Annotated in this window: 22 protein-coding genes, 1 tRNA gene and 1 pseudogene; 12 read left to right on the forward strand and 12 right to left on the reverse strand. The window is 75.6% G+C overall.

Annotated elements, in window-relative coordinates:
* The first annotated feature begins 18 nt into the window (after nucleotides 1–18).
* The 4 genes and pseudogenes from ACZ6ZT_RS00280 to ACZ6ZT_RS00295 all read left to right on the forward strand — a co-directional run bounded on the left by ACZ6ZT_RS00280 (nucleotide 19) and on the right by ACZ6ZT_RS00295 (nucleotide 3,380).
* Entirely contained in the window at nucleotides 19–777 is a 759-nt protein-coding gene (locus tag ACZ6ZT_RS00280; RefSeq protein ID WP_469714050.1) for a (Fe-S)-binding protein, read from the forward strand.
* Nucleotides 774–2,252: a lactate utilization protein B gene (locus tag ACZ6ZT_RS00285; RefSeq protein WP_469714052.1), complete on the forward strand. Its 1,479-nt coding sequence runs from the start codon at nucleotides 774–776 to the stop codon at nucleotides 2,250–2,252. Before ACZ6ZT_RS00280 ends, ACZ6ZT_RS00285 begins: the two co-directional genes overlap by 4 nt.
* A pseudogene (locus ACZ6ZT_RS00290) lies at nucleotides 2,249–2,982 on the forward strand (LutC/YkgG family protein). Before ACZ6ZT_RS00285 ends, ACZ6ZT_RS00290 begins: the two are co-directional and overlap by 4 nt.
* 5 nt (nucleotides 2,983–2,987) lie before the next feature.
* Nucleotides 2,988–3,380: a VOC family protein gene (locus ACZ6ZT_RS00295; protein ID WP_469714053.1), complete on the forward strand. Its 393-nt coding sequence runs from the start codon at nucleotides 2,988–2,990 to the stop codon at nucleotides 3,378–3,380.
* Nucleotides 3,381–3,438: 58 nt separating this feature from the next.
* Here the strand turns inward: ACZ6ZT_RS00295 and ACZ6ZT_RS00300 are convergent, their stop codons facing one another.
* A complete protein-coding gene (locus tag ACZ6ZT_RS00300; protein WP_469714055.1) occupies nucleotides 3,439–3,948 on the reverse strand; it encodes a DUF309 domain-containing protein in 510 nt (169 codons plus the stop codon).
* A 109-nt stretch (nucleotides 3,949–4,057) separates the two neighbouring features.
* Here ACZ6ZT_RS00300 and ACZ6ZT_RS00305 point away from each other — a divergent pair.
* The 3 genes from ACZ6ZT_RS00305 (at nucleotide 4,058) to ACZ6ZT_RS00315 (ending at nucleotide 5,099) form a co-directional block, all read left to right on the forward strand.
* A tRNA-Pro gene (locus tag ACZ6ZT_RS00305) sits at nucleotides 4,058–4,131 on the forward strand.
* Between the two features lie 151 nt (nucleotides 4,132–4,282).
* Nucleotides 4,283–4,651, forward strand: coding sequence for an STAS domain-containing protein (locus ACZ6ZT_RS00310; protein WP_469714057.1), 369 nt, complete (start codon nucleotides 4,283–4,285; stop codon nucleotides 4,649–4,651).
* A gap of 19 nt (nucleotides 4,652–4,670) precedes the next feature.
* Nucleotides 4,671–5,099 carry an ATP-binding protein gene (locus ACZ6ZT_RS00315; protein WP_469714059.1) on the forward strand — a complete coding sequence of 143 codons (429 nt, stop codon included), beginning with the start codon at nucleotides 4,671–4,673 and terminating at the stop codon, nucleotides 5,097–5,099.
* A 9-nt stretch (nucleotides 5,100–5,108) separates the two neighbouring features.
* On the opposite strand, the gene ACZ6ZT_RS00320 is transcribed toward ACZ6ZT_RS00315, so the two are convergent.
* Nucleotides 5,109–5,711: a hydrolase gene (locus tag ACZ6ZT_RS00320; protein WP_469714061.1), complete on the reverse strand. Its 603-nt coding sequence runs from the start codon at nucleotides 5,709–5,711 to the stop codon at nucleotides 5,109–5,111.
* Between the two features lie 33 nt (nucleotides 5,712–5,744).
* The gene (locus tag ACZ6ZT_RS00325) at nucleotides 5,745–6,185 is read right to left on the reverse strand and encodes a MarR family winged helix-turn-helix transcriptional regulator (protein ID WP_469714063.1); all 441 of its coding nucleotides are present in this window, start codon (nucleotides 6,183–6,185) and stop codon (nucleotides 5,745–5,747) included.
* Between the two features lie 223 nt (nucleotides 6,186–6,408).
* On the opposite strand from ACZ6ZT_RS00325, the gene ACZ6ZT_RS00330 reads away from it, so the two are divergent.
* Nucleotides 6,409–7,185 carry an AraC family transcriptional regulator gene (locus ACZ6ZT_RS00330; RefSeq protein WP_469714065.1) on the forward strand — a complete coding sequence of 259 codons (777 nt, stop codon included), beginning with the start codon at nucleotides 6,409–6,411 and terminating at the stop codon, nucleotides 7,183–7,185.
* A 115-nt stretch (nucleotides 7,186–7,300) separates the two neighbouring features.
* Nucleotides 7,301–8,398 (forward strand): enoyl-CoA hydratase/isomerase family protein, encoded by a 1,098-nt coding sequence (locus ACZ6ZT_RS00335; protein ID WP_469714068.1) that lies wholly within the window; start codon nucleotides 7,301–7,303, stop codon nucleotides 8,396–8,398.
* Nucleotides 8,399–8,432: 34 nt separating this feature from the next.
* On the opposite strand, the gene ACZ6ZT_RS00340 is transcribed toward ACZ6ZT_RS00335, so the two are convergent.
* Entirely contained in the window at nucleotides 8,433–9,179 is a 747-nt protein-coding gene (locus ACZ6ZT_RS00340; protein WP_469714070.1) for a TetR/AcrR family transcriptional regulator, read from the reverse strand.
* A 92-nt stretch (nucleotides 9,180–9,271) separates the two neighbouring features.
* A complete protein-coding gene (locus ACZ6ZT_RS00345) occupies nucleotides 9,272–10,204 on the reverse strand; it encodes an SDR family oxidoreductase (protein WP_469714072.1) in 933 nt (310 codons plus the stop codon).
* A 136-nt stretch (nucleotides 10,205–10,340) separates the two neighbouring features.
* On the opposite strand from ACZ6ZT_RS00345, the gene ACZ6ZT_RS00350 reads away from it, so the two are divergent.
* Entirely contained in the window at nucleotides 10,341–11,609 is a 1,269-nt protein-coding gene (locus ACZ6ZT_RS00350; RefSeq protein ID WP_469714074.1) for a cytochrome P450 family protein, read from the forward strand.
* Between the two features lie 26 nt (nucleotides 11,610–11,635).
* On the opposite strand, the gene ACZ6ZT_RS00355 is transcribed toward ACZ6ZT_RS00350, so the two are convergent.
* The 7 genes from ACZ6ZT_RS00355 to ACZ6ZT_RS00385 all read right to left on the reverse strand — a co-directional run bounded on the left by ACZ6ZT_RS00355 (nucleotide 11,636) and on the right by ACZ6ZT_RS00385 (nucleotide 20,849).
* Nucleotides 11,636–12,706, reverse strand: coding sequence for an alpha/beta hydrolase (locus tag ACZ6ZT_RS00355; RefSeq protein ID WP_469714076.1), 1,071 nt, complete (start codon nucleotides 12,704–12,706; stop codon nucleotides 11,636–11,638).
* Between the two features lie 228 nt (nucleotides 12,707–12,934).
* Entirely contained in the window at nucleotides 12,935–14,518 is a 1,584-nt protein-coding gene (locus ACZ6ZT_RS00360) for a molybdopterin-dependent oxidoreductase (protein WP_469714078.1), read from the reverse strand.
* 67 nt (nucleotides 14,519–14,585) lie between these two features.
* Nucleotides 14,586–15,650, reverse strand: coding sequence for an anti-sigma factor (locus ACZ6ZT_RS00365; protein WP_469714080.1), 1,065 nt, complete (start codon nucleotides 15,648–15,650; stop codon nucleotides 14,586–14,588).
* Nucleotides 15,647–16,243, reverse strand: coding sequence for an ECF RNA polymerase sigma factor SigK (sigK, locus tag ACZ6ZT_RS00370; protein WP_469714082.1), 597 nt, complete (start codon nucleotides 16,241–16,243; stop codon nucleotides 15,647–15,649). The genes ACZ6ZT_RS00365 and sigK overlap by 4 nt, the downstream gene beginning before the upstream one ends.
* Nucleotides 16,244–16,355: 112 nt before the next feature.
* Nucleotides 16,356–16,676 (reverse strand): hypothetical protein, encoded by a 321-nt coding sequence (locus ACZ6ZT_RS00375; protein WP_469714084.1) that lies wholly within the window; start codon nucleotides 16,674–16,676, stop codon nucleotides 16,356–16,358.
* 218 nt (nucleotides 16,677–16,894) lie between these two features.
* Nucleotides 16,895–19,156 (reverse strand): alpha-N-acetylglucosaminidase, encoded by a 2,262-nt coding sequence (locus tag ACZ6ZT_RS00380; protein WP_469714086.1) that lies wholly within the window; start codon nucleotides 19,154–19,156, stop codon nucleotides 16,895–16,897.
* A gap of 10 nt (nucleotides 19,157–19,166) precedes the next feature.
* Entirely contained in the window at nucleotides 19,167–20,849 is a 1,683-nt protein-coding gene (locus ACZ6ZT_RS00385; protein ID WP_469714088.1) for a ricin-type beta-trefoil lectin domain protein, read from the reverse strand.
* A 184-nt stretch (nucleotides 20,850–21,033) separates the two neighbouring features.
* On the opposite strand from ACZ6ZT_RS00385, the gene ACZ6ZT_RS00390 reads away from it, so the two are divergent.
* Both ACZ6ZT_RS00390 and ACZ6ZT_RS00395 read left to right on the forward strand, forming a co-directional pair.
* Entirely contained in the window at nucleotides 21,034–21,675 is a 642-nt protein-coding gene (locus ACZ6ZT_RS00390; RefSeq protein ID WP_469714090.1) for a TetR/AcrR family transcriptional regulator, read from the forward strand.
* 14 nt (nucleotides 21,676–21,689) lie between these two features.
* Nucleotides 21,690–22,610: a serine/threonine dehydratase gene (locus ACZ6ZT_RS00395; RefSeq protein ID WP_469714092.1), complete on the forward strand. Its 921-nt coding sequence runs from the start codon at nucleotides 21,690–21,692 to the stop codon at nucleotides 22,608–22,610.
* The last annotated feature ends 300 nt before the right edge of the window (nucleotides 22,611–22,910 follow it).

Consider the following 22,910-nt stretch of genomic DNA (forward strand, 5'->3'; position numbering starts at 1 on the left):
CCGGCTATTCTGCCCGTCATGCGTGCCGCCCTGTTCGTCACCTGCGTCAACGACGTTTTGTACCCCGGTACGGGCACCGCCGTCGTCCGCCTCCTGGAGCGGCTCGGCGTCGAGGTGGACTTCCCGGCCGCCCAGAGCTGCTGTGGCCAGCCGCAGTACAACACCGGGTACCGGCGGGAGAGCGAACCGCTGCTGCGCCGCACCGCCGAGGCCTTCGCCGGGTACGCGTACGTGGTCACCCCCTCCGGTTCCTGCGCCGCGATGGTCCGCGAGCAGTACCCGCGCATCGGCCGGAAGGCCGCCGAGGAGGGGCGGGGCGACGGGCTCGCGGAACTGGCGCGGGACCTCGTACCGCGCGTGTACGAGCTGACCGAGTTCCTCGTCGACGTCCTCGGCGTGACCGATGTCGGCGCGTACTTCCCGCACACCGTCACCTATCACCCCTCCTGCCACGGCCTGCGTTCCCTCGGGCTCGGCGACCGCCCGCGCCGGCTGCTCGCCGCCGTCCGGGGCCTGGAACTGATCGAGCTGCCCGGCGCCGAGGAGTGCTGCGGCTTCGGCGGCACCTTCGCCGTCAAGAACCCGGACGTCTCCGCCGCGATGGGCGCCGACAAGGTACGGGCCGCCCGCTCCACCGGCGCCGAGGTGCTGTGCGGGGCCGACAACTCCTGCCTCACCCACCTCGACGGCATCCTGCGCCGCACCGGCAGCGCACCGCGCGTCCTGCACCTGGCCGAGATCCTGGCCGCGACCGGGACGGAGGCACCCCCGCGATGACCGGCACCTACCTCGGCATGCCCGCCTTCCCCGCCTTCCCGGACGCGGCCCGCGAGGCCGTACGGGACGAGGTGCTGCGCGCCAACCTGCGCCACGCCACCCACACCATCCGCGCCAAACGCGCCCGCGCCGTCGCCGAACTCGACGACTGGGACCGGCTGCGCGCCGCCGGAAAGGCGATCAAGGACGAGACCCTGCGCCACCTCGACCGCCACCTCCTGGAGCTGGAGGCCGCCGTCACCGCGGCGGGCGGCACCGTGCACTGGGCCGCCGACGCCGCCGAGGCCAACCGCATCGTCACCGGCCTGGTCCTCGCGATCGGTGAACGCGAGGTCGTCAAGGTCAAGTCCATGGCCACCCAGGAGATCGGCCTGAACGAGGCCCTGGAGGCCGCCGGGATCGCCGCCTACGAGACCGACCTCGCCGAACTGATCGTCCAGCTCGGCCACGACCGGCCCTCGCACCTCCTCGTCCCCGCCATCCACCTCAACCGTGCCGGGATCCGGGACGTCTTCCGTGCCGAGATGGGCGCCTGGGGCCGGCCCGCTCCGGACGGCCTCGGCGACGATCCGCGCGAACTCGCCGAAGCCGCCCGCCTCCACCTGCGCGAGAAGTTCCTGCGCGCCAAGGTCGCCGTCTCCGGCGCCAACTTCATGGTCGCCGAGACCGGCACCATGGTCGTCCTGGAGTCCGAGGGCAACGGCCGGATGTGCCTGACCCTCCCCGAGACCCTGATCTCGGTCGTCGGCATCGAGAAGGTGGTCCCCACCTTCCGGGACCTGGAGGTCTTCCTCCAGACCCTGCCGCGCTCCTCGACCGCCGAGCGGATGAACCCGTACACGACCATGTGGACCGGCACCACCGACGGCGACGGACCCACCGCCTTCCACCTCGTCCTCCTCGACAACGGCCGTACCGACGCCCTCGCCGACGCGACCGGCCGCCAGGCTCTGCGCTGCATCCGCTGCTCCGCCTGCCTCAACGTCTGCCCCGTCTACGAACGCGCCGGCGGCCACGCCTACGGCTCCGTCTACCCCGGCCCGATCGGCGCCGTCCTCAGCCCCCAACTCCGGGGCACCGCGAGCGCGATCGACGCCACGCTGCCCTACGCCTCCACCCTCTGCGGAGCCTGTTACGAGGTCTGCCCGGTCGCCATCGACATCCCGGAGATCCTCCTCCACCTGCGCGAACGGGTGGTCCAGGGCGGCCCCGTCACCCGCGCGGGGGTCCGCGTCCGGATCCGGCCCGCCCACGGCCACACCGCCGAACGGGCCGCCCTGCGCGCCGCCCGCCTGCTCCTCGACCACCCCGGCGCCCTGCGCGCGGGGGAGCGGCTCCTCTCCCGCGCCCGCCGGCTGCGCCCGCGCCGGCTGCCGGGACCGGGCCGCGCCTGGACCGACACCCGCGCCCTGCCGGAGATCCCGGCGGAGTCCTTCCGCGACTGGTGGGCGCGAGAACGGGAGACCCCGCAGTGAGCGCCAAGGACCGCATCCTCTCCCGCATCCGCCGGGCACTGCCCCCGACGGCCGAGCACCCCAGTGCCGTCGGGCACTCCGGCGCCGTCGGGCACCCCGGCACGGCCGGGGACTCCGGTGCAGTCGGGCACTCCGGCACGGCCGAGCACCCCGGCACCGCCGGGCCGTCGGCCGTGCCGCGTGACTACCTCCGCGTCCACGGGTCCCGGACCCCGGCCGAGCGCGTCGACCTGCTCGCCGCGCACCTCACCGAGTACCGGGCGACGGTCCACCGCACCGGCGAGGACGGCCTCCCGGAGCTGCTGGCCCGGCTGCTGGCACCGCACGCGACCGTCCTCGTACCGCCCGCCCTGCCCCCGCACTGGCTCGCCGCGGCCGCCCCGGCGCGGCTGCCCGACCGGGCCGCGTCCACCCCGGCCGAACTGGACCGCGCGGGCGGGGTCGTCACCGGCTGCGCCCTGGCGATCGCCGAGACCGGCACGATCGTCCTCGACGGCAGCCCCGACCAGGGGCGCGCCGCATCACCCTGATCCCGGACCACCACGTCTGCGTCGTCCGCGTCCCCGATCAGGTCGTCGACTCCGTCCCGCAGGCCCTGGAACGCCTCGTCCCCACCCGCCCGCTGACCTGGATCTCCGGCCCCTCCGCCACCAGCGACATCGAGCTCGACCGGGTGGAGGGCGTCCACGGCCCCCGCACGCTGGACGTCGTCCTCCTCGGCGCACAATAGGGCCCATGCCCTCCCACATCGCCCTCACCGCCCTGGTCGTCCACGACTACGACGAGGCCATCGACTTCTACACCGGGGCCCTCGGCTTCGACCTCGTGGAGGACACCGCCCGGCCCGACGGCTCCCGTTGGGTCGTGGTGCGCCCGCCCGGCGCCGAGGAGTCCGCCCTGCTGCTGGCCCGCGCCAAGGACGACGCCCAGCGGGCCCGCGTCGGCGACCAGACCGGCGGCCGCGTCGGCTTCTTCCTCTACACCGCCGACTTCGCCGCCGACCACGCCCGGATGACCGCCGAGGGCGTCCGCTTCCTGGAGGACCCGCGCCACGAGGCATACGGCTCGGTCGCCGTCTTCGAGGACCTCTACGGCAACCGCTGGGACCTCCTCCAGCCCGCCGCGTAAGACCCGGGCCGGGCCGGGTCCGGCCCGGACCGCCGGCTCGCCCGGAACCGCCGCCCGGTCAGCCGGGGTCCGTTCCGCCCCCGGCGGGGGCGGCCGGGTGGCCGGTGAGGTGGGGGGCTTCGGCCGCCGGGTCGATCGGTGCCCCGGCCGCCGCGACCCGCCCGGCCAGGTCCCGGGCCCAGGCGGCCAGCCCCGCCAGGTCGATCCCGTACGCCTCCTCCCGCCCGGCCAGGGCATCGGCTCCGCGCCGCAGCAGCCGCGCCCCGCCCACCGCGTTCCCCCGCGCGGCGTGCGTCAGCCCCACCGCCAGCTGCGCCAGCCCCCGCCACAGTGCCTCGTCAGCCCGCGGCCCCGACTTCCAGGCGTCCTCGAACACCTCGTGCGCATGGAAGGGCATCCCGGCGTCCAGCAGCCGCTGCGCCTCCGCCACCGTCCCGGCCGGCGTCCGCACCACCCCCTCGGCCTGCCGTTCCACCCCCTCGGCCCCGTACGGCAGCGGCCGTCCCAGCCCGTCCCGCGGCCGCGCACTGCGCGCCCGCCCCTCCGCATCGCGATCCCGTCCGTCCACCCACCCATCCTCGCGCCCCGCGATCACCCGTGCACACGCACCCCCCGGCGTGCGGTAATGTTCTGCATGTGCCCGCCGCGAGGGGGAAAACCCCAGGTGGACGGCACAACGGGACGTGGCGCAGCTTGGTAGCGCACTTGACTGGGGGTCAAGGGGTCGCAGGTTCAAATCCTGTCGTCCCGACTCGGAAGAGTCGTGGTGGAAGGGCCGTTTCAGAGACATCTGAAACGGCCCTTCCGCGTTTCCGGGCCATCAGCCCGGATGGCGGCCCCGCGCATGGTTCGCCCGGGTCCGGGCAGGCGTACGACCAGTGGGACGGGAAGGGTGGTGCCGGATGGTGCCGGAGGGAAAGGGCGACGACGAGCGGTTCACCGTCGCCGTGCGGGCGGTGGACGGGGTGATGGTCCTCTCGCTCGCCGGTGAGCTGGACCACGACACTGCCGAGCCGCTGCGCGAGGCCCTGGACGCCGCGGCCGAGCAGGGCGGCCGGATGGTGGTGGACATGGCAGGTCTGGAGTTCTGCGATTCCACCGGCCTGAACGCGCTGCTGCACGGCCGCATCTCGGTCCAGGAGGCAGGCGGCAGGCTGGAACTGGCGGGGCTGAGCGGGCCGGTCGCCCGGATGTTCCGGATCACCGGCGCCGACGGGGTCTTCCCGGTGCACGCGGACGTGGCCCGGGCCCTGCGGCCGGACCATCGGTAGGGAGAGGGGTCGAGGGGTCATGGAGCTGCGCGGGCCGGCGGACCGGAACTGGCTGCTGGTCCTCGACGGGCTGCCCGATCCCGTGTCCCGCAGCCGGGAGTTCACCCGCCGGGCGCTGACCGCCTGGAAGTGGCTGCCGGCGGAGGTCGAGTCCATCCGGGAGGCCGCCGAGGACGTGCTGCTGCTCGTGTCGGAGGTGGTCGCCAACGCCTGCCTGCACGGCGGCGGGCCCGGCGCGCTGGTCCTGGACCGCACCGAGGAACGGCTGCGCATCGAGGTGACGGACCTCAACCCCGCGCCCCCGAGGCCGCGCGACCCCGGCCTGCCGGTGGACCCGGCCCGGCCGGGCGGGCACGGGCTGCTGATCGTGCAACAGCTGGCCCGTGCCTGGGGCTCCCGGCCGGGGGCGGCGGGCAAGTGCGTCTGGCTGGAAGTGCCCTGGCCCTAGGCCCAGGCCCTAAGGCCGGGGCCGCAGTGCGTCCAGGGCCGCGATGATCTCGGCCGTGGAGCTGACCCGGCCCAGGCGCGGGAAGATCTTGCCGAAGCTGTGCTCGTGCGAGGCGGCGTCCATGTCGGTCGAGGCGTCCTCGGCGAAGACCAGGTGGTAGCTGTGCTCCCAGGCGGTCCGGGCGGTGGACTCGACGCCGATGCTGGTCGAGATGCCGGCCAGGACGATCCGGTGGATGCCCCGTCGGCGCAGCTGGAGGTCGAGCTCGGTCCCGGTGAAGGCGCCCCAGTGCCGCTTGGTGACCCGTACGTCGCCCAGCGCGGCGAGTTCGGCCGGGATCTCGGAGAACGCCGCGGGCGGGGCGGCGGCCGGGCCGGGGGCGTCCACATCGGCGGTGGGCAGGTCGCCGCCGTCGGGCGACCAAGCCACGTTGACCAGGACCACGGGCAGCCGGTGCGCGCGGAAAGCCTCGGCGAGCGCGATGCCCCGCTTGAGGATCTCCACACCGGGCCGGGCCGTCGGCAGGTTCAGGATGCCCTGCTGGAGGTCGATCAGGACCAGCGCGGTGCCGGAGTCCAGGGTGAGGGCGGTGGGTGCGGGGGAGTCGGTCATAAGGGAGCTCCTCGGGAGGGAGGGGGGAGGGGTTCAGTCTTCGGCCAGGCGGCGCAGCAGGGGGACGGCCTCGGCCAGCAGCCGTCGTTCTCCGGGCGTCAGCCGCTCGGCCATGAGCTCGGCGATCCGCCCGTGCCCGGCCTCGCGGCGCTCGCGTACGAGGGCCCGGCCCCGGTCGGTGAGGGAGATCAGCAGCCGGCGCCCGTCGGTGGGGTGCGGGCCGCGGGTGACGTAGCCCTCGGCGCGCAGGGAGTTCACCGTGGCGATGAGTGACTGCGGGCGGATCTGTTCGGCGCGGGCCAGATCGGCGGAAGTGGCCTCACCGAGCCGGTCGAGCCGCTTGAGGACGGACATCTGGGAGAGGCTGACACCGCCACCCGAGGCCGCCCTCATCCGGCGCACCAGCAGGCCGAGGGTCAGCTGGAGCTCCTCCGCGGTGTCACGGATCGCCGGTTCCGGTTCCGGGGTCGTCATGGCATCGACCGTAGAGAACGACAGGCAGACTTGCAAGGCCACCTGATGGTTTCAGCCTCTGGGGATCAGTCAGGGCGGAGAAGGAAGCGGCGCGGGAGGTGCCGGATTCCACCCCGGACGGAGGAACGGCGGAAGAACGTTCGGTGTTCGCTGGATCGACGGGGGTCACCGGTCGCGGATCGCGGGGCGCGCGGGCGTCCCGCTTCCGATAAATTTCCGGGTGATGCAGAAAAACCGCCGGGCCGATACCGGCCACTCCCCGGCCGGCCACACCCGCCGCGCCCCGACCGGCGTCAGGCATCCCGACACCCGCACCGGGATCGACGCCCACCGGCACGACGACCACCAGCTCGCCTACGCGGGCTCCGGCGTCCTCTCCCTCACCACCGGCTCCGGCACCTGGGTGGCGCCGCCCACCCGGGCGCTGTGGATCCCGGCCGGGACGGTGTACGAGCACCGCGCGTACGGGCGTACGGACGTGCACCGCGTCGGCCTGTCCACCCGGCACGACCCGCTCGGCCTGGACGCCCCGGCCGTGATCGCCGTCGGCCCGCTGCTGCGCGAGCTGATCCTGGCGTACAGCCGGAACACTGGGGATCCCGGCCCGGTGCGGCGCCGGATGCTCGGCGTCCTCCTCGACCAACTGCGCGTTTCCCCGCTCCAGCCGCTGCACCTGCCCGCACCCGCCGACCCCCGGCTGCTGGCGGTCTGCGCCCTGCTGCACGCCGACCCGGGAGACCAGCGGAGCCTGGCCGTCCTCGCCGAGGACGCCGGGGCGGGGGCGGGGGAGCGGACGCTGAGCCGGCTGTTCCGGGCCGAGCTGGGCATGACCTTCCCACAGTGGCGCACCCGGCTGCGGCTGCACCAGGCGCTTCGGCTGTTGGCCGTCGGCACACCCGTGACGGCGGTCGCGCATCGCTGCGGCTGGTCCTCGGCGAGTGCCTTCATCGACGTCTTCCGCCGCGCCTTCGGCCACACTCCGGGCGCCCACCCCCGCTGAGGCGGCGTCGCGGACCGGCCGGGAACCGGCCAAGAACCGGGCGGAGCGCCCCGCGGCCCCGCCCCGGGCCCCGCGCCACCGGGAAGATCATCCGGATCACTGGAAATGATCTTCGATGGGCTTCCGGCGCGACATACTGACCGGTGTGGAGACCGAATTCGAAACCGTCCTGACCGAGACCCAGGGCCGCTCCGGGGTGATCACCCTCAACCGCCCCGAGGCCCTCAACGCCCTTACCCACCCCATGGTGGAGAGAATCACGCAGGCGCTGACGGCGTGGGAGGACGATCCAGCGGTCGCGCACGTCGTCATCCGCGGCGCTGGCGAACGAGGCCTGTGCGCGGGCGGTGACATCCGGGCCATCCACGCCGACGCGAAGGCCCGGGGCACCGCCTCGCTCGGCTTCTGGCGCGACGAGTACCGGCTCAACGCCCGTATCGCCCGCTACCCGAAGCCCTACGTCGCCCTCATGGACGGCATCGTGATGGGCGGCGGCGTCGGCATCTCGGCGCACGGCAGCGTCCGCATCGTCACCGAACGCGCCCGCGTCGCCATGCCCGAGACCGGCATCGGCTTCGTGCCCGACGTCGGCGGTACCTACCTGCTGTCCCGGGCGCCCGGCGAACTCGGCACCCACCTCGCCCTGACCGGCACCGCGATCGGCGCCGCCGACGCCCTGCTGTGCGGGCTGGCCGACCACTACGTGCCCTCGGACTTCCTGGACGAGCTGATGCGGGACCTCGCGGAGGGCCAGGACGGCGCCTCCGCCGACAAGGTCGTGGCCCGCTACGCCGTCCCCGCCGGGCCGGAGGGCGAAGTCGCCGCCGAACGGGAGTGGATCGACCGCTGTTACGCCGCCGACACCGTCGAGGAGATCCACTCCCGGCTGCTGGGCACCGGTCTCCCGGCGGCCCGCGAGGCGTCCCGGGCACTGCACGCCAAATCCCCCACCGCCCTCAAGGTGACACTGGCCGCGCTGCGCCGGGCCCGCGCGATGGACTCGCTGGAGCGGGTGCTGGAGCAGGAGTACCGGATCTCCGCGGCCGCGCTGTCCACCCCCGACCTGGTGGAGGGCATCCGGGCGCAGGTGATCGACAAGGACCGGTGCCCGCGCTGGTCCCCGGCGGCGCTGGTACAGGTGCGGGAGGCGGCGGTGGAGCGGTTCTTCGCCCCGCTCGGCGAGGGGCGCGAGCTGACGTTCCCGACGGACTGACGGGGGCGGGGCTCATCGTGGCCCGGAGGCCGGATCAGTCGCGGATGATCCGGGTGGCCAGGCCGTCGAGGACGCGCTGGAGTCCGTAGTCGAAGTTCTCCTCGCGCATCCGCGCCGGGTCCCGGTCCTGCCGGGCGGTGGTGTGGTCCTTCGTCAGCGGGTGCCCGTCGAGCGCCTCCGTCGGCTCCGGCGTCAGGGAGCGGAGCCAGTCGCTCTCGCTCATGCCGCTGCGGGACAGGAGCGAGAGGTAGGAGGCCTCGCTGGTCGTGGCGCCGATGACGTACGAGATGACGGCCTTCATCGCGAGGTCGGCCTCGCCGGGCGGGAAGCCCGCCGTCTGTGCCAGCCGCAGCATCCGCTCCGACATCCGCATCAGGTTCGGGCCGAGGTGGGCCAGCCCCACCTGGCCGAGGACCGAGGCCACCCACGGGTGGCGCAGGACCATGTCGCGCAGGCTGTGCCCGCTGTGGGACAGGGCGGCCCGCCAGCCGTCGGGGCCGCCGGCCTCGGGGAGTTCGAGCTCCCCGTAGACCTCGTCCACGACGAGCTCGATCAGTTCGTCCTTGTTCGCGACGTGCCGGTAGAGCGAGGTGGCGGCGGTGCCCATCCCGGTGCCGAGCTTGCGCATGCTGAGCGCCTCGATGCCCTCGGCGTCCAGCAGCCGGACCGCGGCCGCGACGATCTGCTCCCGGCTGAGCGCGGGCTGTTCCTTCTGGCGGCGCGGCCGGGTCCACACGGAGGGGACGGGCGGTACGGCGGGCGGCTGTGCTGGAGTGGACATGCCCCCACCCTAACGCCCTGCGGACACTGTACGCAGCATGCGTACAGTGCGGATTCCGGAGTCGGGCGGCCCCGTACGGCCGAAGGGAGCCGTCAGCGGTAACCCGTCGTGTCCGCCGGCAGGTCCGGGTCCTGGACCTCCACCAGGTACCGCCAGGCGTCCGGCCGGCTCCCGTCGAGGTCCGTGAACCCGTACACCCCGGCGAGCTGCCCGCTGGAGAGCGACTGCCCGTTCCAGCGGGCCACCTCCGGGTCGGCGGCCAGTGCCGCGACCGCGCGGCCCACGTAGCCGGGGGTCTCGGAGATCGCGAAGTGCGGGACCTTCTCCAGCGCGTCGCGCCAGTTCGCCTCCGTCACCCCGAAGGCCTCCAGCATGATCTCCGAACGCAGCCAGCCCGGCGTCAGCGCCACCGCCGTCGCCCCGCGCGGACCCAGCTCGTGCCCGAGCGCGAACGCCATCCGCAGCACCGCCGACTTGGCCAGGTCGTAGAAGAAGGACACCCGGTAGCGGCTCGCGTTGTACTCGGCCGTTCCGTCCGTCATCTCCACGACCAGCCCGCCCGGTGAACGCAGCAGCAGCGGCAGCGCGAAGTGGCTGGTGATCGCATGGGTGTCCACGGCGAGCCGCAGCAGCCGCAGCCCCTGGTCCAGGTCGTGCTCCCAGACGGTGCTCTCCCACTCGAAGAGCCGCTCGCCGCCCCAGATGTCGTTCACCAGGACGTCCAGCCGGCCCTGTTCGGCGTCGATCCGTCCCACCAGCGCCTCGACCTGAGCGGGCACCAGGTGGTCGGCGACCACCGCGATGCCCCGGCCGCCCGCCGCCGTGACCAGCTCGGCCGTCTCCTCGACCGTCTCCGGCCGGTCGTACTCCGAGCGCCGCCCGGTGGTGCTGCGCCCCGACACGTACACCGTCGCCCCGCGCGCCCCCAGCTGGACCGCGATGCCCCGGCCCGCGCCGCGCGTTCCCCCGGCCACCAGGGCCACCCTGCCTTCGAGGGTCCGTCCGCTCTCCGCTGTCTCCGGCATGCCCCGACCCTACGGCGGCCCGCCCGCGCGGGGCCGCGACACGGGGCGTGCCGGCAACGGGCTTGAACAACGGGCCCCCGAGGCCGCACTGTTGCCGGGCCCGGTCCCGTCCCCGCCGCCTCGCCAGGAGACCGCCATGTCCTCGCCGACCCCGCCCCCGCCCGCCGGGGCCCCCGCCGACGGCGCGCCGCACGTCATAGACCCGGCCGGCGGCTGCCCACACGCGCTGAACGCCCGGCTCAGGGCCCGCGGTTCCGTGGCCGAAGTGGTCCTGCCGGGCGGTGTGCCCGGCGCGGTCGTCCTCGGGCACGAGGCGCTCAAGGAGTTCCTCGCCCACCCCGACGTCGCCAAGGACGCCCGCCACTGCCCCGCCCTGCACGACGGCTCGATCCCCGCCGACTGGCCCCTGCGGGTCTTCACCGACGCCCGGGGCATGCACACCGCCGACGGCGCCGACCACCGCCGGCTGCGCTCCCTGGTCGGCAACGCCTTCACCACCCGTCAGGTGGAGCGGCTGCGCCCGCGCGTCCGGGAACTGACCGACGCCCTCCTCGACGACCTCGCCGCGGCCGCCGCCCACGCCCCCGACGGGGTCGCCGACCTGCGCGCGCACGTGGCCCTGCCGCTGCCGATGAGCGTCATCTGCGAACTGCTCGGCGTGGGCCCCGAACACCGCGGCCGCCTCCACGCGCTGTCGAACACCGTGATCGTCGCCACCGACACCACCCCCGCCGAGGTGACGGCCGCCGTGCGCGAGCTCGTCGAACTGATCGGCGCCATCGCCGCCGCGCGCCGCGCCGCGCCCGGCGAGGACCTCACCAGCGCCCTGATCGCGGCCCGCGACGAGGACGGCGACCGGCTCAGCGAGGCCGAACTCGTCGGGACCATGCGCCTGATGCTCGTCGCGGGACACGAGACCACCCTCAACCTGATCTGCAACGCCGTCCGCGCCCTGTGCACCCACCGGGACCAGCTGGCGCTGGTGTTGGAGGGCCGGGCGAGCTGGTCGGACGTGGTGGACGAGACCCTGCGCTGGGACGGACCCGTCAGCTGGTTCCCCTTCCGCTACCCCACCCGCGACCTGACCCTCGACGGCGCCGTGATCCCGCGGGGCACGCCCGTCCTGGCCGGCTACACGGCGGCCGGACGGGACCGCGCCTTCCACGGCCCGGACGCCGACCGCTTCGACCTGACCCGGCCCACCGCCGCCCGCGGCCTGTCCTTCGGGCACGGAGCGCACTACTGCGTCGGCGCCCCGCTGGCCCGGCTGGAGGCCACCATCGCCCTGGAACGGCTCTTCACCCGCTTCCCGGACCTCGGCCTCGCGGCGGCGGACGGGGAGCTTCCGTACCAGCGCAGCTTCATCGGCAACAGCGTCGAGACGCTGCCGGTCCGCCTGGCCTGACCCCGCCCCGCGCGGTCCGGCCGGTCTTACGAGGAGTGGGCGGGCGCGGCGACCTCGGTGCTGAGCCAGCTCAGCGCCTCGGGGTACATCCCCGTCCAGGTCTGGAAGTTGTGCCCGCCCGCGGGGCGCACGAGCGTCCGCACCCGCACCCCGGTGTCCCGCGCCGCCGCCGCGAAGGCGGTCAGCTGCCGGGGCGGGCTCGTCTTGTCCTGCGCGGAGGTCGCCAGGAACAGCCCGAGGTCCGCCCCCTTCACCTGCCGGACCAGCCACATCGGGCTGTTGCGCTCGCGCAGCCCGGGATCGGCCAGCGCCGACGGGTCCCCGGTCAGCGGGTCCGGATCCAGGGCCGCGCCCGCCCGGAACGCCTTCGGGTACTGCAACGGCAGCTTCGCCGCGCAGAAGCCCCCGGTGGAGATCCCCATCAGCCCCCACCCCTGCGGCCCGGGCAGCGTACGGAAGTTCTTCGCGACCAGACCGGGCACGTCCTGCGCGAGCCAGGTGGCGATCTTGCGCTGCGGGGTGTCGCTGCAGTCGGTGTTCACCCCGCCCGGATAGATCTCCGGCATCACGAGGATGAACGGGTGGGAGGTGCCGAACCGCACCTGCCGCTCCAGCGCCTCCGGCATGGCCCCGAGGTCCGTCCAGGTGCGCGGGGAGCCCGGGTAACCGTGCAGCAGCACCAGTACCGGGAAGCGGATCCGGGCCGCGCCCGGGTCGTCGTACCCCGGGGGAGTCCACACGATCACCTGTCCGGCGAGCTTCGAGTGGCCGCCCCGGAAGTAGGTGCCGAGGGTGCCGTCGCTGCCCCGGGTGAACTTGGCCCGGCCGGCCGGCGGGCCCGTCATCGCGGACGGTTTCCCGGCGCCCTCGCGGCCGAGCAGGTCGTCCCAGGAGGCGTAGAGCCCGTAGGCGCCGTTGATGCAGGCGGCCACCACGCAGATCGCCGTCAGCTGGCACAGCCCGATCATCGCCACCCGGACCGCCCACCGCACCGGGCGGGGCCCCCGCAGCCGGTTCCACAGCAGCAGCGTGAGGAACATGGCGAGGGCGGTGACGGCGACGAGAGTGACGAGGAACGAGGTGCTGGTCAGCTCCACGGCGTCGGCTCCTCAGGTACGGGAGAGCGGTACGGCGGGCGGCCGGTGCCCTGACGGACCCTCAATGTACGTCGGGCCGGGGCCCGGGGCGGCGGGCGACCGGGCGGCACCGGGAGCGGCCGGGGCCCGGGGCGGGCCGCAGCCCCGTACCGGTGCGGGCCACGGGCCCGCCGCCCGTCCCGTCACGTCCCGTCCGCCCCGCTCACCCGAACGAGGGGTGGCGGGGCCTCACAGGGAGCGGACGTCCACGGTGATGGTGTGCCAGCCGGTCGCCCCGTCGGGGACGGTTCCCGTACGCGTTTCGGGCTGGACCCGCCCGGTGCCGTCCGTGGCCCGTACCTGAAGGGTGTGCGGCCCGGGCGTCGCGTCCCAGGGCCACACCCACTGCCGCCAGGTGTCGACCCCGTCGGCGGCGGCGAGGGAGGCGGCCCGCCACGGGCCGCCGTCGGCCCGTACCTCGACCCGGACGATCCCCCGGTGCTGCGCCCACGCCACCCCGGCCACCGCCACCCGGCCCGCCGGCGGGTGGGCGAAGGCGCGCGGGGTGTCGATGCGCGACTGCGTCTTGACGGCGGCCCGCTGCGCCCAGGAGCGCCGCACCCAGTAGGCGTCGTACGCGGCGAAGGTGGTCAGCCGCAGCTCGCGCAGCCACTTGCAGGCGGACACGTACCCGTACAGGCCGGGTACGACCATCCGGACGGGGAAGCCGTGCGCGAAGGGGAGCGGCGCGCCGTTCATCCCGACGGCCAGCAGTGCCTCCCGGCCGTCCATGACGGTCTCGACGGGCGTGCCGATCGTCATCCCGTCCACCGAACGGGCCACCAGCTGGTCGGCCGGACCGCCCCGCGACGGCGGCCGCACCCCGGCCTCGCGCAGCAGGTCGGCCAGGCGTACGCCGAGCCAGCGGGCGTTGCCCGCGTACGGGCCGCCGACCTCGTTCGAGACGCAGGTCAGGGTGATGTCGTGCTCGACCAGGGGCCGGGCGAGGAGGTCGCGCAGGCTCAGGGTCAGCGGGTGGGCGACCCCGTCGCCGTGGAGGGTGAGCCGCCACGAGCCGGCGTCCACGCGGGGGACCACCAGGGCGGTGTCGACGCGGTAGAAGTCCCGGGCGGGGGTGAGGAACGGCGACAGGCCCGGGAGGCGCAGGTCCGCCCCGGCGGGTACGGGCCGCGCCGGGACGGCCGGGGCGGGCAGGGCGAGGCCGGCCCGGGAGGCCGTCGCGCGGGCCGAGCCGTGCGCGCCGAGGCGCCTCCCGGCCAGACCCGCCACCGCCGAGCCCGCGACGGTGGCGGCCACCAGGCGGCCGAAACCCCGCCGGTCCATGGGCCAGGTACCGGCCGGCCGGCCCGCGCCGAGGCGGGGCCGGCGCAGGGCCGTGACCAGCAGGTACAGCGTCCCGGCCGCGACCGCCCCGCCGGCCAGCGAGGGGAGGGCGTCCTTCCAGGAGGCCTCCGGACGGCTGAGGGCGGCCACTGCCCCGAGCACCCCCACCGCCCCGGCGAGCGCCAGGCCCGCGCGGAGCCGGCGTACGGCGAGGAGACCCGTGACGGCGGCGAGGAGGGCCAGGACGGCGACGGTGCCGAGGGCCAGGGCGGCCTTGTCGGAGGCGCCGAAGGTGCGGATGGCCCATTCCTTGACGGCGACAGGCGTACGGTCGACCACCGCGCCGCCGATCGCGGTGAGCGGGGCCGCCTCGGGGCGCACGGCCACCGCCGCGAGCTCCGCCACGGCCAGCCCGGCGAACGCCGCGACCAGCCCACTGAGCGCGCCGCCCGCCCAGGCCCGTCCTCGTACCCGTTGCGCCGGGGCCATCGCCGTCACCTCCGCCCGCGGTCCCCTTCCAGGGTGCCGCCGCCACCGGTGCTTCCGCTTGCTGGACCTAGCTCCGGGCCGTGGGGAGGGGCAGCAGGAGGAGCGGGGTCGTCGTGGGGGCGGGGGAGCCGGATTCCGGTTCCAGGGTGATGCCGAGGGCGGTGGTTCCGCGCAGGGAGCCCGCCAGGAGGGCCGGGGCGTCGGGGTGGTCCCGGTCCAGCAGGCCCGCCGGGCGCATGCGGCCCGGGGCGGCGAACCACAGCTGGTAGGCCCGCCCGGCCGGGGGCGCCGCCATCCCGGCGGGTACGAACACAGCGCGGTCCCGCTCCCGGGAGGCCACCACCGTGCCCGTGCCGCCGTCCGCGATCCGGCCGGAGGCCAGCCGGGCGTCGGGGGCCGAGAGCACTCCGGTCAGCGCGGCGGCGCGTGCCTCGGCGGCCCGCGCCCGACGCCCGGCGGCGTCCGCGCGCTGGTACTGCCAGGCGGCGACCCCGCCGAGGCCGACCGCCACCGCCACGCAGGCCGCCAACACCCACCGCGCCGTCCACCCCGGGGCCGCCGTCCGCGCCGGCCGCGCCGCCCCCGCCGTCCGCGCCGGGTCCGCCGCCCCCGCCGTCCGCGCCGGGTCCGCTGCCCCCGCCGTCCGCGTCGGGTCCGCTGCTCCCGCTGGCTGCTCCGGGCCCGCTGCTTCCGCCGGCTGCTCCGGCACCGCCGTCCGCTCCGGGCCCGCCGCCCCTGCCGGGCCCGCCGCCCCTGCCGGGCCCGCCGCCCCTGCCGGGCCCGCCGGCCCCGCCGCCCCCGTCGGCCGCCCCGGCCCCGCCTGCCGGGCTGGCGGCGCCCACCGTGACGGCCGGGCTCCGCCGGGGCGTCGGTGCCGGGACGGGCCCGGTTCCGCCGCCCCGGCCGGGAGCTCCCGGATCCGCCGCAGCACCGCGTCCCGGAGCGCGGGCGGCGGCTCCACCGCCGCCGCCGAGGCCAGCAGGGCCGCCGTCGCCGCGAGGTCCCGTACCTCCCGGGCGCACTGCGGGCAGGTCTCCAGATGCGCCTCGAAGGCCGCGCGCTCCGGCTCCGGCAGGGCGTCCAGTACGTACGCGCCCGTCGCCTCGTGCGGGTTCGGGTTCCCCGTGCTCATCCGCCGCTCACCCCGAGACAGTCGCGCAGTCGCAGGAGTCCGTCGCGCAGCCGCGTCTTCACGGTGCCCAGCGGCAACGACAGCTCTTCGGACACCTCGCGGTGGGTCCGTCCCCGGTAGTAGGCGAGGATCAGCGACTGGCGATGGCGGGCGGTCAGCGCGTCCAGGCAGCGCCGCACCCGCCGCCGTTCCTCGTGCTCCAGCGCCGCCTCCGTCACCTCGTCGAACTCCGGCACCGCCGCCTCCAGCCGCGCCGCCCGGCGGTCGCGGTCGGCGGCCGCCCGCGCGGAGCGCACCCGGTCGACGGCCCGGCGGTGGGCCATCGTCAGCACCCAGGTCCGTACGGCGCCCCGGTCGGCGCGGTAGCGGCCGGCGGTGCGCCACACCTCGACGAACACCTCCTGGGTCACCTCCTCCGCCTGGGCCCCGTCCCGCAGCACCGCGCGGGTCACGCCCAGTACGGCCGGGGCGACCGCCTCGTACACCGCGACGAAGGCCGCCTCGTCGCCCCCGGCGGCCCGGCCGAGGGCGGCGGCCAGTGCCTCCTCGGCCCCGGCCCGGGTCCCGGTTCCCGCCCGCGCGACGTCGTCCACGCGGTGATCCTCCACGACCGGCCCGGGGCCCGCCGCGTCCGGGTCCCGTAAAGGGGGTGCGGAGCCGCCGCCCCGGCGGGCGGTCCCCTGCCGGGGCCGGTCCGCGCGGCGTTCAGGCACGGGGCCGGCCGGCCCGCTCCGCCGCCCGGCGGGCCATCGCCTCCAGGCACTCCCCGGCATCCGTCCCGGCCGGCCGCACGGCCAGCTCGCCGCGCTTGCGCAGCTCCACCACCCCGTCGGTGAGCCGCTCCGGCCGGTCCCGGGCGGCCGGGGGCAGGGGCTCCCCGGCCGCCGCGCACGCCCCGCTCACCAGCGCGGTCAGCAGCTCCAGGGCGGACGGCCCCGGAGGCGTCGCCGCAGCCGTGGTCACGGGCGGGGCCGGTACGTCCTCGGGGGCGTCGGCCGGGGGCCGCTCCCGCGCGGTCTCGGACATGTCGGTGCACTCCTGTCGGCCTCAGGCCCGGGGGCGTCGGAAAGGGGCGGCCGCCGCATCGCTGCGGCGGCCGCCCCTCACAGGTCCCGGCCAGTCAACCCACCACCCACTCCGGGAGGGAGTCCCCGGACCAAATCTCCTCCGTCCGGGTAGGACACCTCACCCGCCCGGGTGAGTGCTGCGGAGTGTCGCGTGCGCGGACGGATCCGGTGCGGTACTCAGCGCGCCGCCGGGGGCAGGGCGGCGGCCACCGCGGCGGCCCGGGCGTACGGATCGCCGCTCGGGGTGGCCGACGGGCGGCTGGTGCGCCGCGCCCACGCGTCCTCGTACGCGTGCCAGTCGATCGCGCGGGGCGCGGACCGCCGCGCCAGCGCCTCCTCCAGGCTGTCGAAGTACAGTTCCCAGCGCGCCGCGTAGAACTCCGAGACCAGGCCGCTCCATTCGCGGTTGGCGTAGTCGTGGAGGAAGCCGCCCTCGCTGGTGCCGCGGCGCCCCCAGACGCTCAGGATCGAGCGCGCGTCGTACTCGTAGCGGTCCTGCTCCGCCCGGGTCGTGCCCCAGGAGCGGGCCGCGTCGACCCACCGGCCGAGCAGGAAGTTCGGATCGGTGCCGGTGAGCGCGTCCAACCGGCGTTCCCCGTCCGCCCATTGACCGCGCAGTTCGTGCAGCCGCGCCGCGTCCTTCGCCTCGTACGCGGCCTTGATCTGCGGCAGCAGCACCCGCGAGTGGTTGGCGAGGGCCTGCCGGGCGGTGTCCACCAGGTCGTACCGGTAGGCGCTGGAGGAACGGAGCGACGGCGCCACCCGCAGCAGGTGGTCCAGCGCCCGGCGCACCGAACCGGCCTGGTAGCGCATGGACTTCGGGCTCCAGTGCGCGGACCCGGCCGCGGTCAGGGACGGCCGGGCGGTGAACAGGCTGTCCTGGGACTCCGACCACAGGCCCGAGGAGGTGCTGTACGGGCCGGTGCGCAGCTCCTCCCAGGCCGCCGCCGCCTCCCGGTCGGGCCGTCCGTAGCGGCGGGCCGCGTAGGAGGCGAACCAGGCCCGCTGGTCGATCGGCGCCGGCTCCCAGGCGAGGTCGGTGAACAGGTCGAAGGCCGCCGGGTTGGTGCCCGCCGCCTCCGGCAGGTACGCCGTCCCGGCCAGCGCGCTCCGGTCCTTGGCGCGCCAGGAGCCGAACCGGTCCAGCCACACCGAGGTGTTGGCGCCGATCGTGGTGTGCCCGCCGAAGTTGTAGATGCTGCCCATGGCGTACGGGGCGCCGCCCCAACGGGATTCCCGGTCCAGGCGGTTGTACCGGTCCGACAGCCCGTCCAGGATCAGCAGCTTCGAGGTGTCCACCCCGGCGAGCAGCTCCGGCACCGGGTCGTCCTGCCAGCCCAGCACCGCCCACAGCGCCCCCGGGTGGGCGGCGTGCAGGGCGCCCTGGATGGCGCGGGCGGCGGTCCTCACGTCGACCGAGCCGGTCTGGCCGCCCTCGTGCAGCGGGCTCATCCGGTACATGCCGCTGTCCCCGAACACCGCCCGCTGTTCGGCGTAGTACGCCGCCGCGAGCCGCCCGAACGCCGGCGAGGCGGGGTCGAGCCAGTCGGGGCGCTCGAAACCGGCCCAGTCGCCCTGCGCCACCGTGGCGGCGCCCGCGTTGCGCGCGGCGAACTCCGGCGGCACGGTGCCGAAGTAGCCGGGCAGCACCGGGGTCATGCCGAGCCCGCGCAGCTGATCGGCGATGCGGCCGCCCAGCGCGGCGCGCTCGCGCATCAGCCGCTCGGTGACGGGCCCGCCGAAGCCGCTCAGGTTCTGCAGCAGCCACCAGCTCTGGTGCGCGGGGCCGGGGATCCACTCCCGCAGCTCCGCGCCGGAGTAGCCGAAGCGCTGGAGCGCCCGGTAGTACGGGTACTCCGCGCCGACCTGTACGAAGACCTCGTTGACCCCGTGCAGGGCGAGCAGGTCGATCTGCCGCTGGTGCTCCTCGAAGGAGCGGTACGGGCCCGCGTACCCGTCGTCGGTGTCGTTCAGGGCGTACCGGTGCGGGACGAGCGCGCCCCGGGTGACCGGCCGGGGCACGGCGGGCAGGGTCGCCGGGAGCATCCCGAGGCTGTCGCCCGGCCAGCCGATGTCGACCCCGGCGATGTGCTGGAGGTACCAGCCGACGCCGGTGAGCAGGGTCGCGCCGGTGGAGCCGCGTACGGTGAGCGCGCCCGCCGTCCCGGAGACGGTGAAGGTGTCCGGCCCGGCCGAGGCGTCGGGGACGAACGTGAACTGCCCGGCGTGCCTGGGCAGCAGCCGCTCCAGGGCTGCCCGCGCGGGCGCCACGTCGAAGGTCCGGGGCGCGGGCACGGCGGGGCGGAGGGCCGCGCGGGGAGCCGGCACGGCCGCCCCCGCGGGCACGGCCGTGCCGGTCAGGGCCAGGAGTACGGCGGCCAGCGCGGGCAGCGCGGGCCGGACCCCGCGGCGGGCGCGGGGCGGGGGGATCATCGTCATCAGCGCTCCGTCAGACCGGAAGGGACCAGACCTGGTCGGCCTGGTGGTCACCGCAGGGGGCGAGCCGCAGCCGCTCGGCAGGGGCATCGGGGGTCGCGGGCGCGGCCGGTGCGGTCAGGCACTGCCCGCTCGCCTCCTCGACCAGCGCCCCGTCGCGGCGGTGCCGCCAGCTCTGCCCCGCCTGCCGGCCGGGCGCGCAGTCGGCCAGGGCCACCGGTCCGCCGGCGCCCGCCGTCAGGCACTGCGAGGCCAGCCGCAGCCGCCCGCCGCCGCCCAGGGTCCAGCGCTGGCCGGCGCCGGCGGTGCACGCCGCGAGACCGACCGCGCCCGCGCCGCCGGTGCGCGTACCGTCGGCGCACCGGGCGCCGAGGCCGTTGATCTGCCCGGTCGGCACGGCCTCGGCGCAGCCGTGCGGGGTGAGCCGCCAGACCGCCGTGTCGTGCGCGGCGAGCCGCCCGGTGAGCGCGTCGGAGACCTCCGAGGTCCTGCCGCTCCACAGGTCCTTGGCCCGCACCGTGCAGGCGCGCAGCCCGATGTCGGCCAGCGGCATCGAGACGTCACGGGTGCTGCCCGAGCGGTTGAGGACGGCCACCGCGCGGTCCCCGCCCGCCAGCGGCCGGGCCAGCACCTCGAAGGTGGCGTTGGAGGAGACGACCGCCCCCTGCCGGCCCGACGGGTCCTGGTCGAGGGCGATCAGGTCGGTGTTCCCGAGGGCCGCGAGACCGCCCGGGCTCAGCTGCGCGACCTCGGAGGACAGGATGAAGGGGGCCGCCATCATCGCCCACAGCCCGACCTGGCTGCGGCTCTCCGCGTCCGTGAGCCCCGGGGCGCCCGCGATCAGGAAGTCGGGGTCGTTCCAGTTGCCGGGGCCCGCGTACCGGCCGAGCCAGCGGTTGTACCCGTAGTTGCCGAGGACCGAGCTCCAGCGGGAGGTGTCGGGGGCGGCGGCCTTGTACACCTTGATGTCGCGGCCCTCGCGCCACAACTGGCCCGTGTTCCCGACCCAGTCGAGGACCTTGTGCCAGTCGGCGCCGCCCCACTCGCCCTGCTGGAAGTAGGCGGGCGCCGAGGCGGACAGCACCATGGGGCGCCCGCTGTCGCGCAGTGCGCGGGCGACGGAGTGGTAGGCGTCCCGGTAGGCCTGCTCCTTCGTCTTCCCCGGCGGCACCCACAGGTTGCAGCCGTCCATCTTCACGTAGTCCACGTTCCATGACGCGAACTGCCGTGCGTCGCGGGCGTAGTGGTCCGCGCCGCCGCCCTCGGGCGCGCCGCTGCCGGGGTAGCGCTCGCAGGTGAGGGAGCCGGCGTCCTCGTAGAGGCCGAACTTCAGCCCTCTGGCGTGCAGGTACGCGCCGAGCCAGGCCATGCCGCGCGGGAACTTCTCCGTGTCCACGACCAGAGCGCCCCGTGCGTCGCGCTCCTTGCGCATCCAGCAGTCGTCCACCGTCACCGTGTCGTAGCCCTTGGCCGCGAGACCGGTGGAAACGAGCGCGTCGGCGTTGGCGACCACGGTCGCCTCGTCCACGTCGCACAGGTAGTGCGCCCAGTTGTTCCAGCCCATGGGCGGGGTGAGGGCGAGCGGGGTGTCCCACGTCGCGGTCGGCTCGGCCGCGGCCGGGGCGGCGGGGAGCGCGAGGGCGATCAGGGCGGCCGCGGTCAGGCAGGGGAGCGACGCACGCAGGCGAGGCGGCACGGGGTCTCCTTGGCGGGGTGGCGTAACCGGGCGGGAGCGATTCGTGCGCCCAGTGCAGCGGTGCGACTACCCGCTGTCAACACAAGTCAACGGTTGCGGATCAAGGACCAGCAGTATGGGTGTAATCGGGAACGGCCCGAGCGAAGATACGCTGTATGTGTCATCGGCTGATACGATGTATCTCATGCCGAGGACATCCACCGCCCTGGAACGCGCCACCCCGGAGGCCATCGCCGTCGCCGCCCTGCGGATCCTCGACGAGGAAGGCCCCGGAGCGCTCAGCTTCCGCGCCCTCGCCGACCGCCTCGACGTCTCCCACGCCACCGTCCAGCGCCGCTGCACCGACCTGGCCGGCCTGCTCGACCTGTGCACCGAGCACCTCGCCGCGCGGCTCCCCGACATCCCGGCCGGCACCGACTGGGCCGAGGCCACCGAGCAGCGCTTCGGCGCGCTCTACCGGCTGCTCACCGCCCACCCCGGACTGCTCGTCCTGCGCGGGGGCCGCCCCTGGCTCGGCCGCCAACTGCTGAGCCGGCTCGTCGAACCCGCCCTCGCCGACAGCGTTGCCGCCGGCATGAGCCCCGGCGAGGCGATGACCGCCTACCGCCGCATGTACCTGCTCACCCTGGGCTGCGCCGCCTTCGTCGACCACCGCGACCCGGACGCCGTCACCGCCGCCTCCCGGAGCGCCCTCGCCGCCCTGGACCCGGCCGAGTTTCCGGTGCTCACCGGCGGACTGGCCGACGTACTGCCCCCGCTGACCGACCACGAGGTGTACTACGGCGCCCTGCGCCAGCTCATCGCCGCCGCCCGGCCCGCCGCCTGAAAGGCAGTCCGACCATGGAACAGCAGCTCGATCACGCCGCCGTGCGCGCCGCCGCCCGCCGCATCGCGGGCACGGTCCGCCCCGCCGCCGTCGTGCCCGCCGCCGAAGGCGTCTGGTACGCCCTGGAGCACCTCCAGCACACCGGCTCCTTCAAGGCCCGCGGCGCGCACAACTTCCTCGCCGCCCACCGCGAGGCCGGAGCCCTCCCCGCCGCCGGGGTCACCATCGCCTCCGGCGGCAACGCCGGGCTCGCCTGCGCCTGGGCGGCCCGCGCGCACGACGTGCCCGCCACCGTCTTCCTGCCCGTGAGCGCGCCGCGCGTCAAGGTGGAACGGCTGCGCGGCTACGGGGCCGACGTACGCCTCGTCGGGGACCGGTACGCCGAAGCGCAGGCCGCCTGCCGCGCGTTCGCCGCCGACAGCGGGGCCCTGGCCAGCCACGCCTACGACCACCCCCTCGTCGCCGCGGGCGCCGGCACCCTCCTGGAGGAGATCCGCTCCGCGCTGCCCGGCCTGGACACCGTCGTCGTCGCGGTCGGCGGCGGGGGCCTGTTCGCGGGCGTCGCCACCGCCGCGCGGGAACACGGCGTACGGGTGGTCGCGGCCGAGCCGGAACACTGCCGCTCCCTCAACGCGGCCCTGGAGGCGGGCCGTCCGGTCGACGTCCCCGTAAACTCCGTCGCCGCCGACTCCCTCGGCGCCACCCGCGTCTCCGCCGACGCCCTGACGGCCGCCCGCGCCGGCCACGTCACCTCCGTCCTCGTCCCCGACGCGGCCATCACCGCGGCCCGCCGCGCCCTGTGGCAGGACCACCGCCTCCTGGTCGAACACGCCGCCGCCACCGCCCTGGCCGCCCTGCACACCACCCCCGAACCCCTCGGCTCCCGGGTGGCGGTCATCCTCTGCGGCGCGAACACGGACCCCGCCGACCTCTGACCGGCTCCCTGTCGCGGGGGCACAGGTAAAGCGCATTAGTCCCGGGCTCCAGAGGCCCTCCCGGTCACCGTCGATAAGAAGTCAAAGAGCGGCTCCGAATCGCCTTCACCGGCACCAGGGGACCTGTGCGCGGGAGTTGTCCACTAAAGCGCATCAGTCCAGGTCGGAAGGGCCGTGAAGGTAAGGGTTCAGGCCGTCTTCCGCGCTCTCTTCCGTTCGGCACCTATCCCCTGTCGGCCAGCGGGGGCGGGGGCACGTTGACGGGGTGCGGGTTTGCGGACAGCGTGGGGCGGAGCGTTT

This window comes from Streptomyces sp. NPDC102258, from assembly GCF_055584685.1.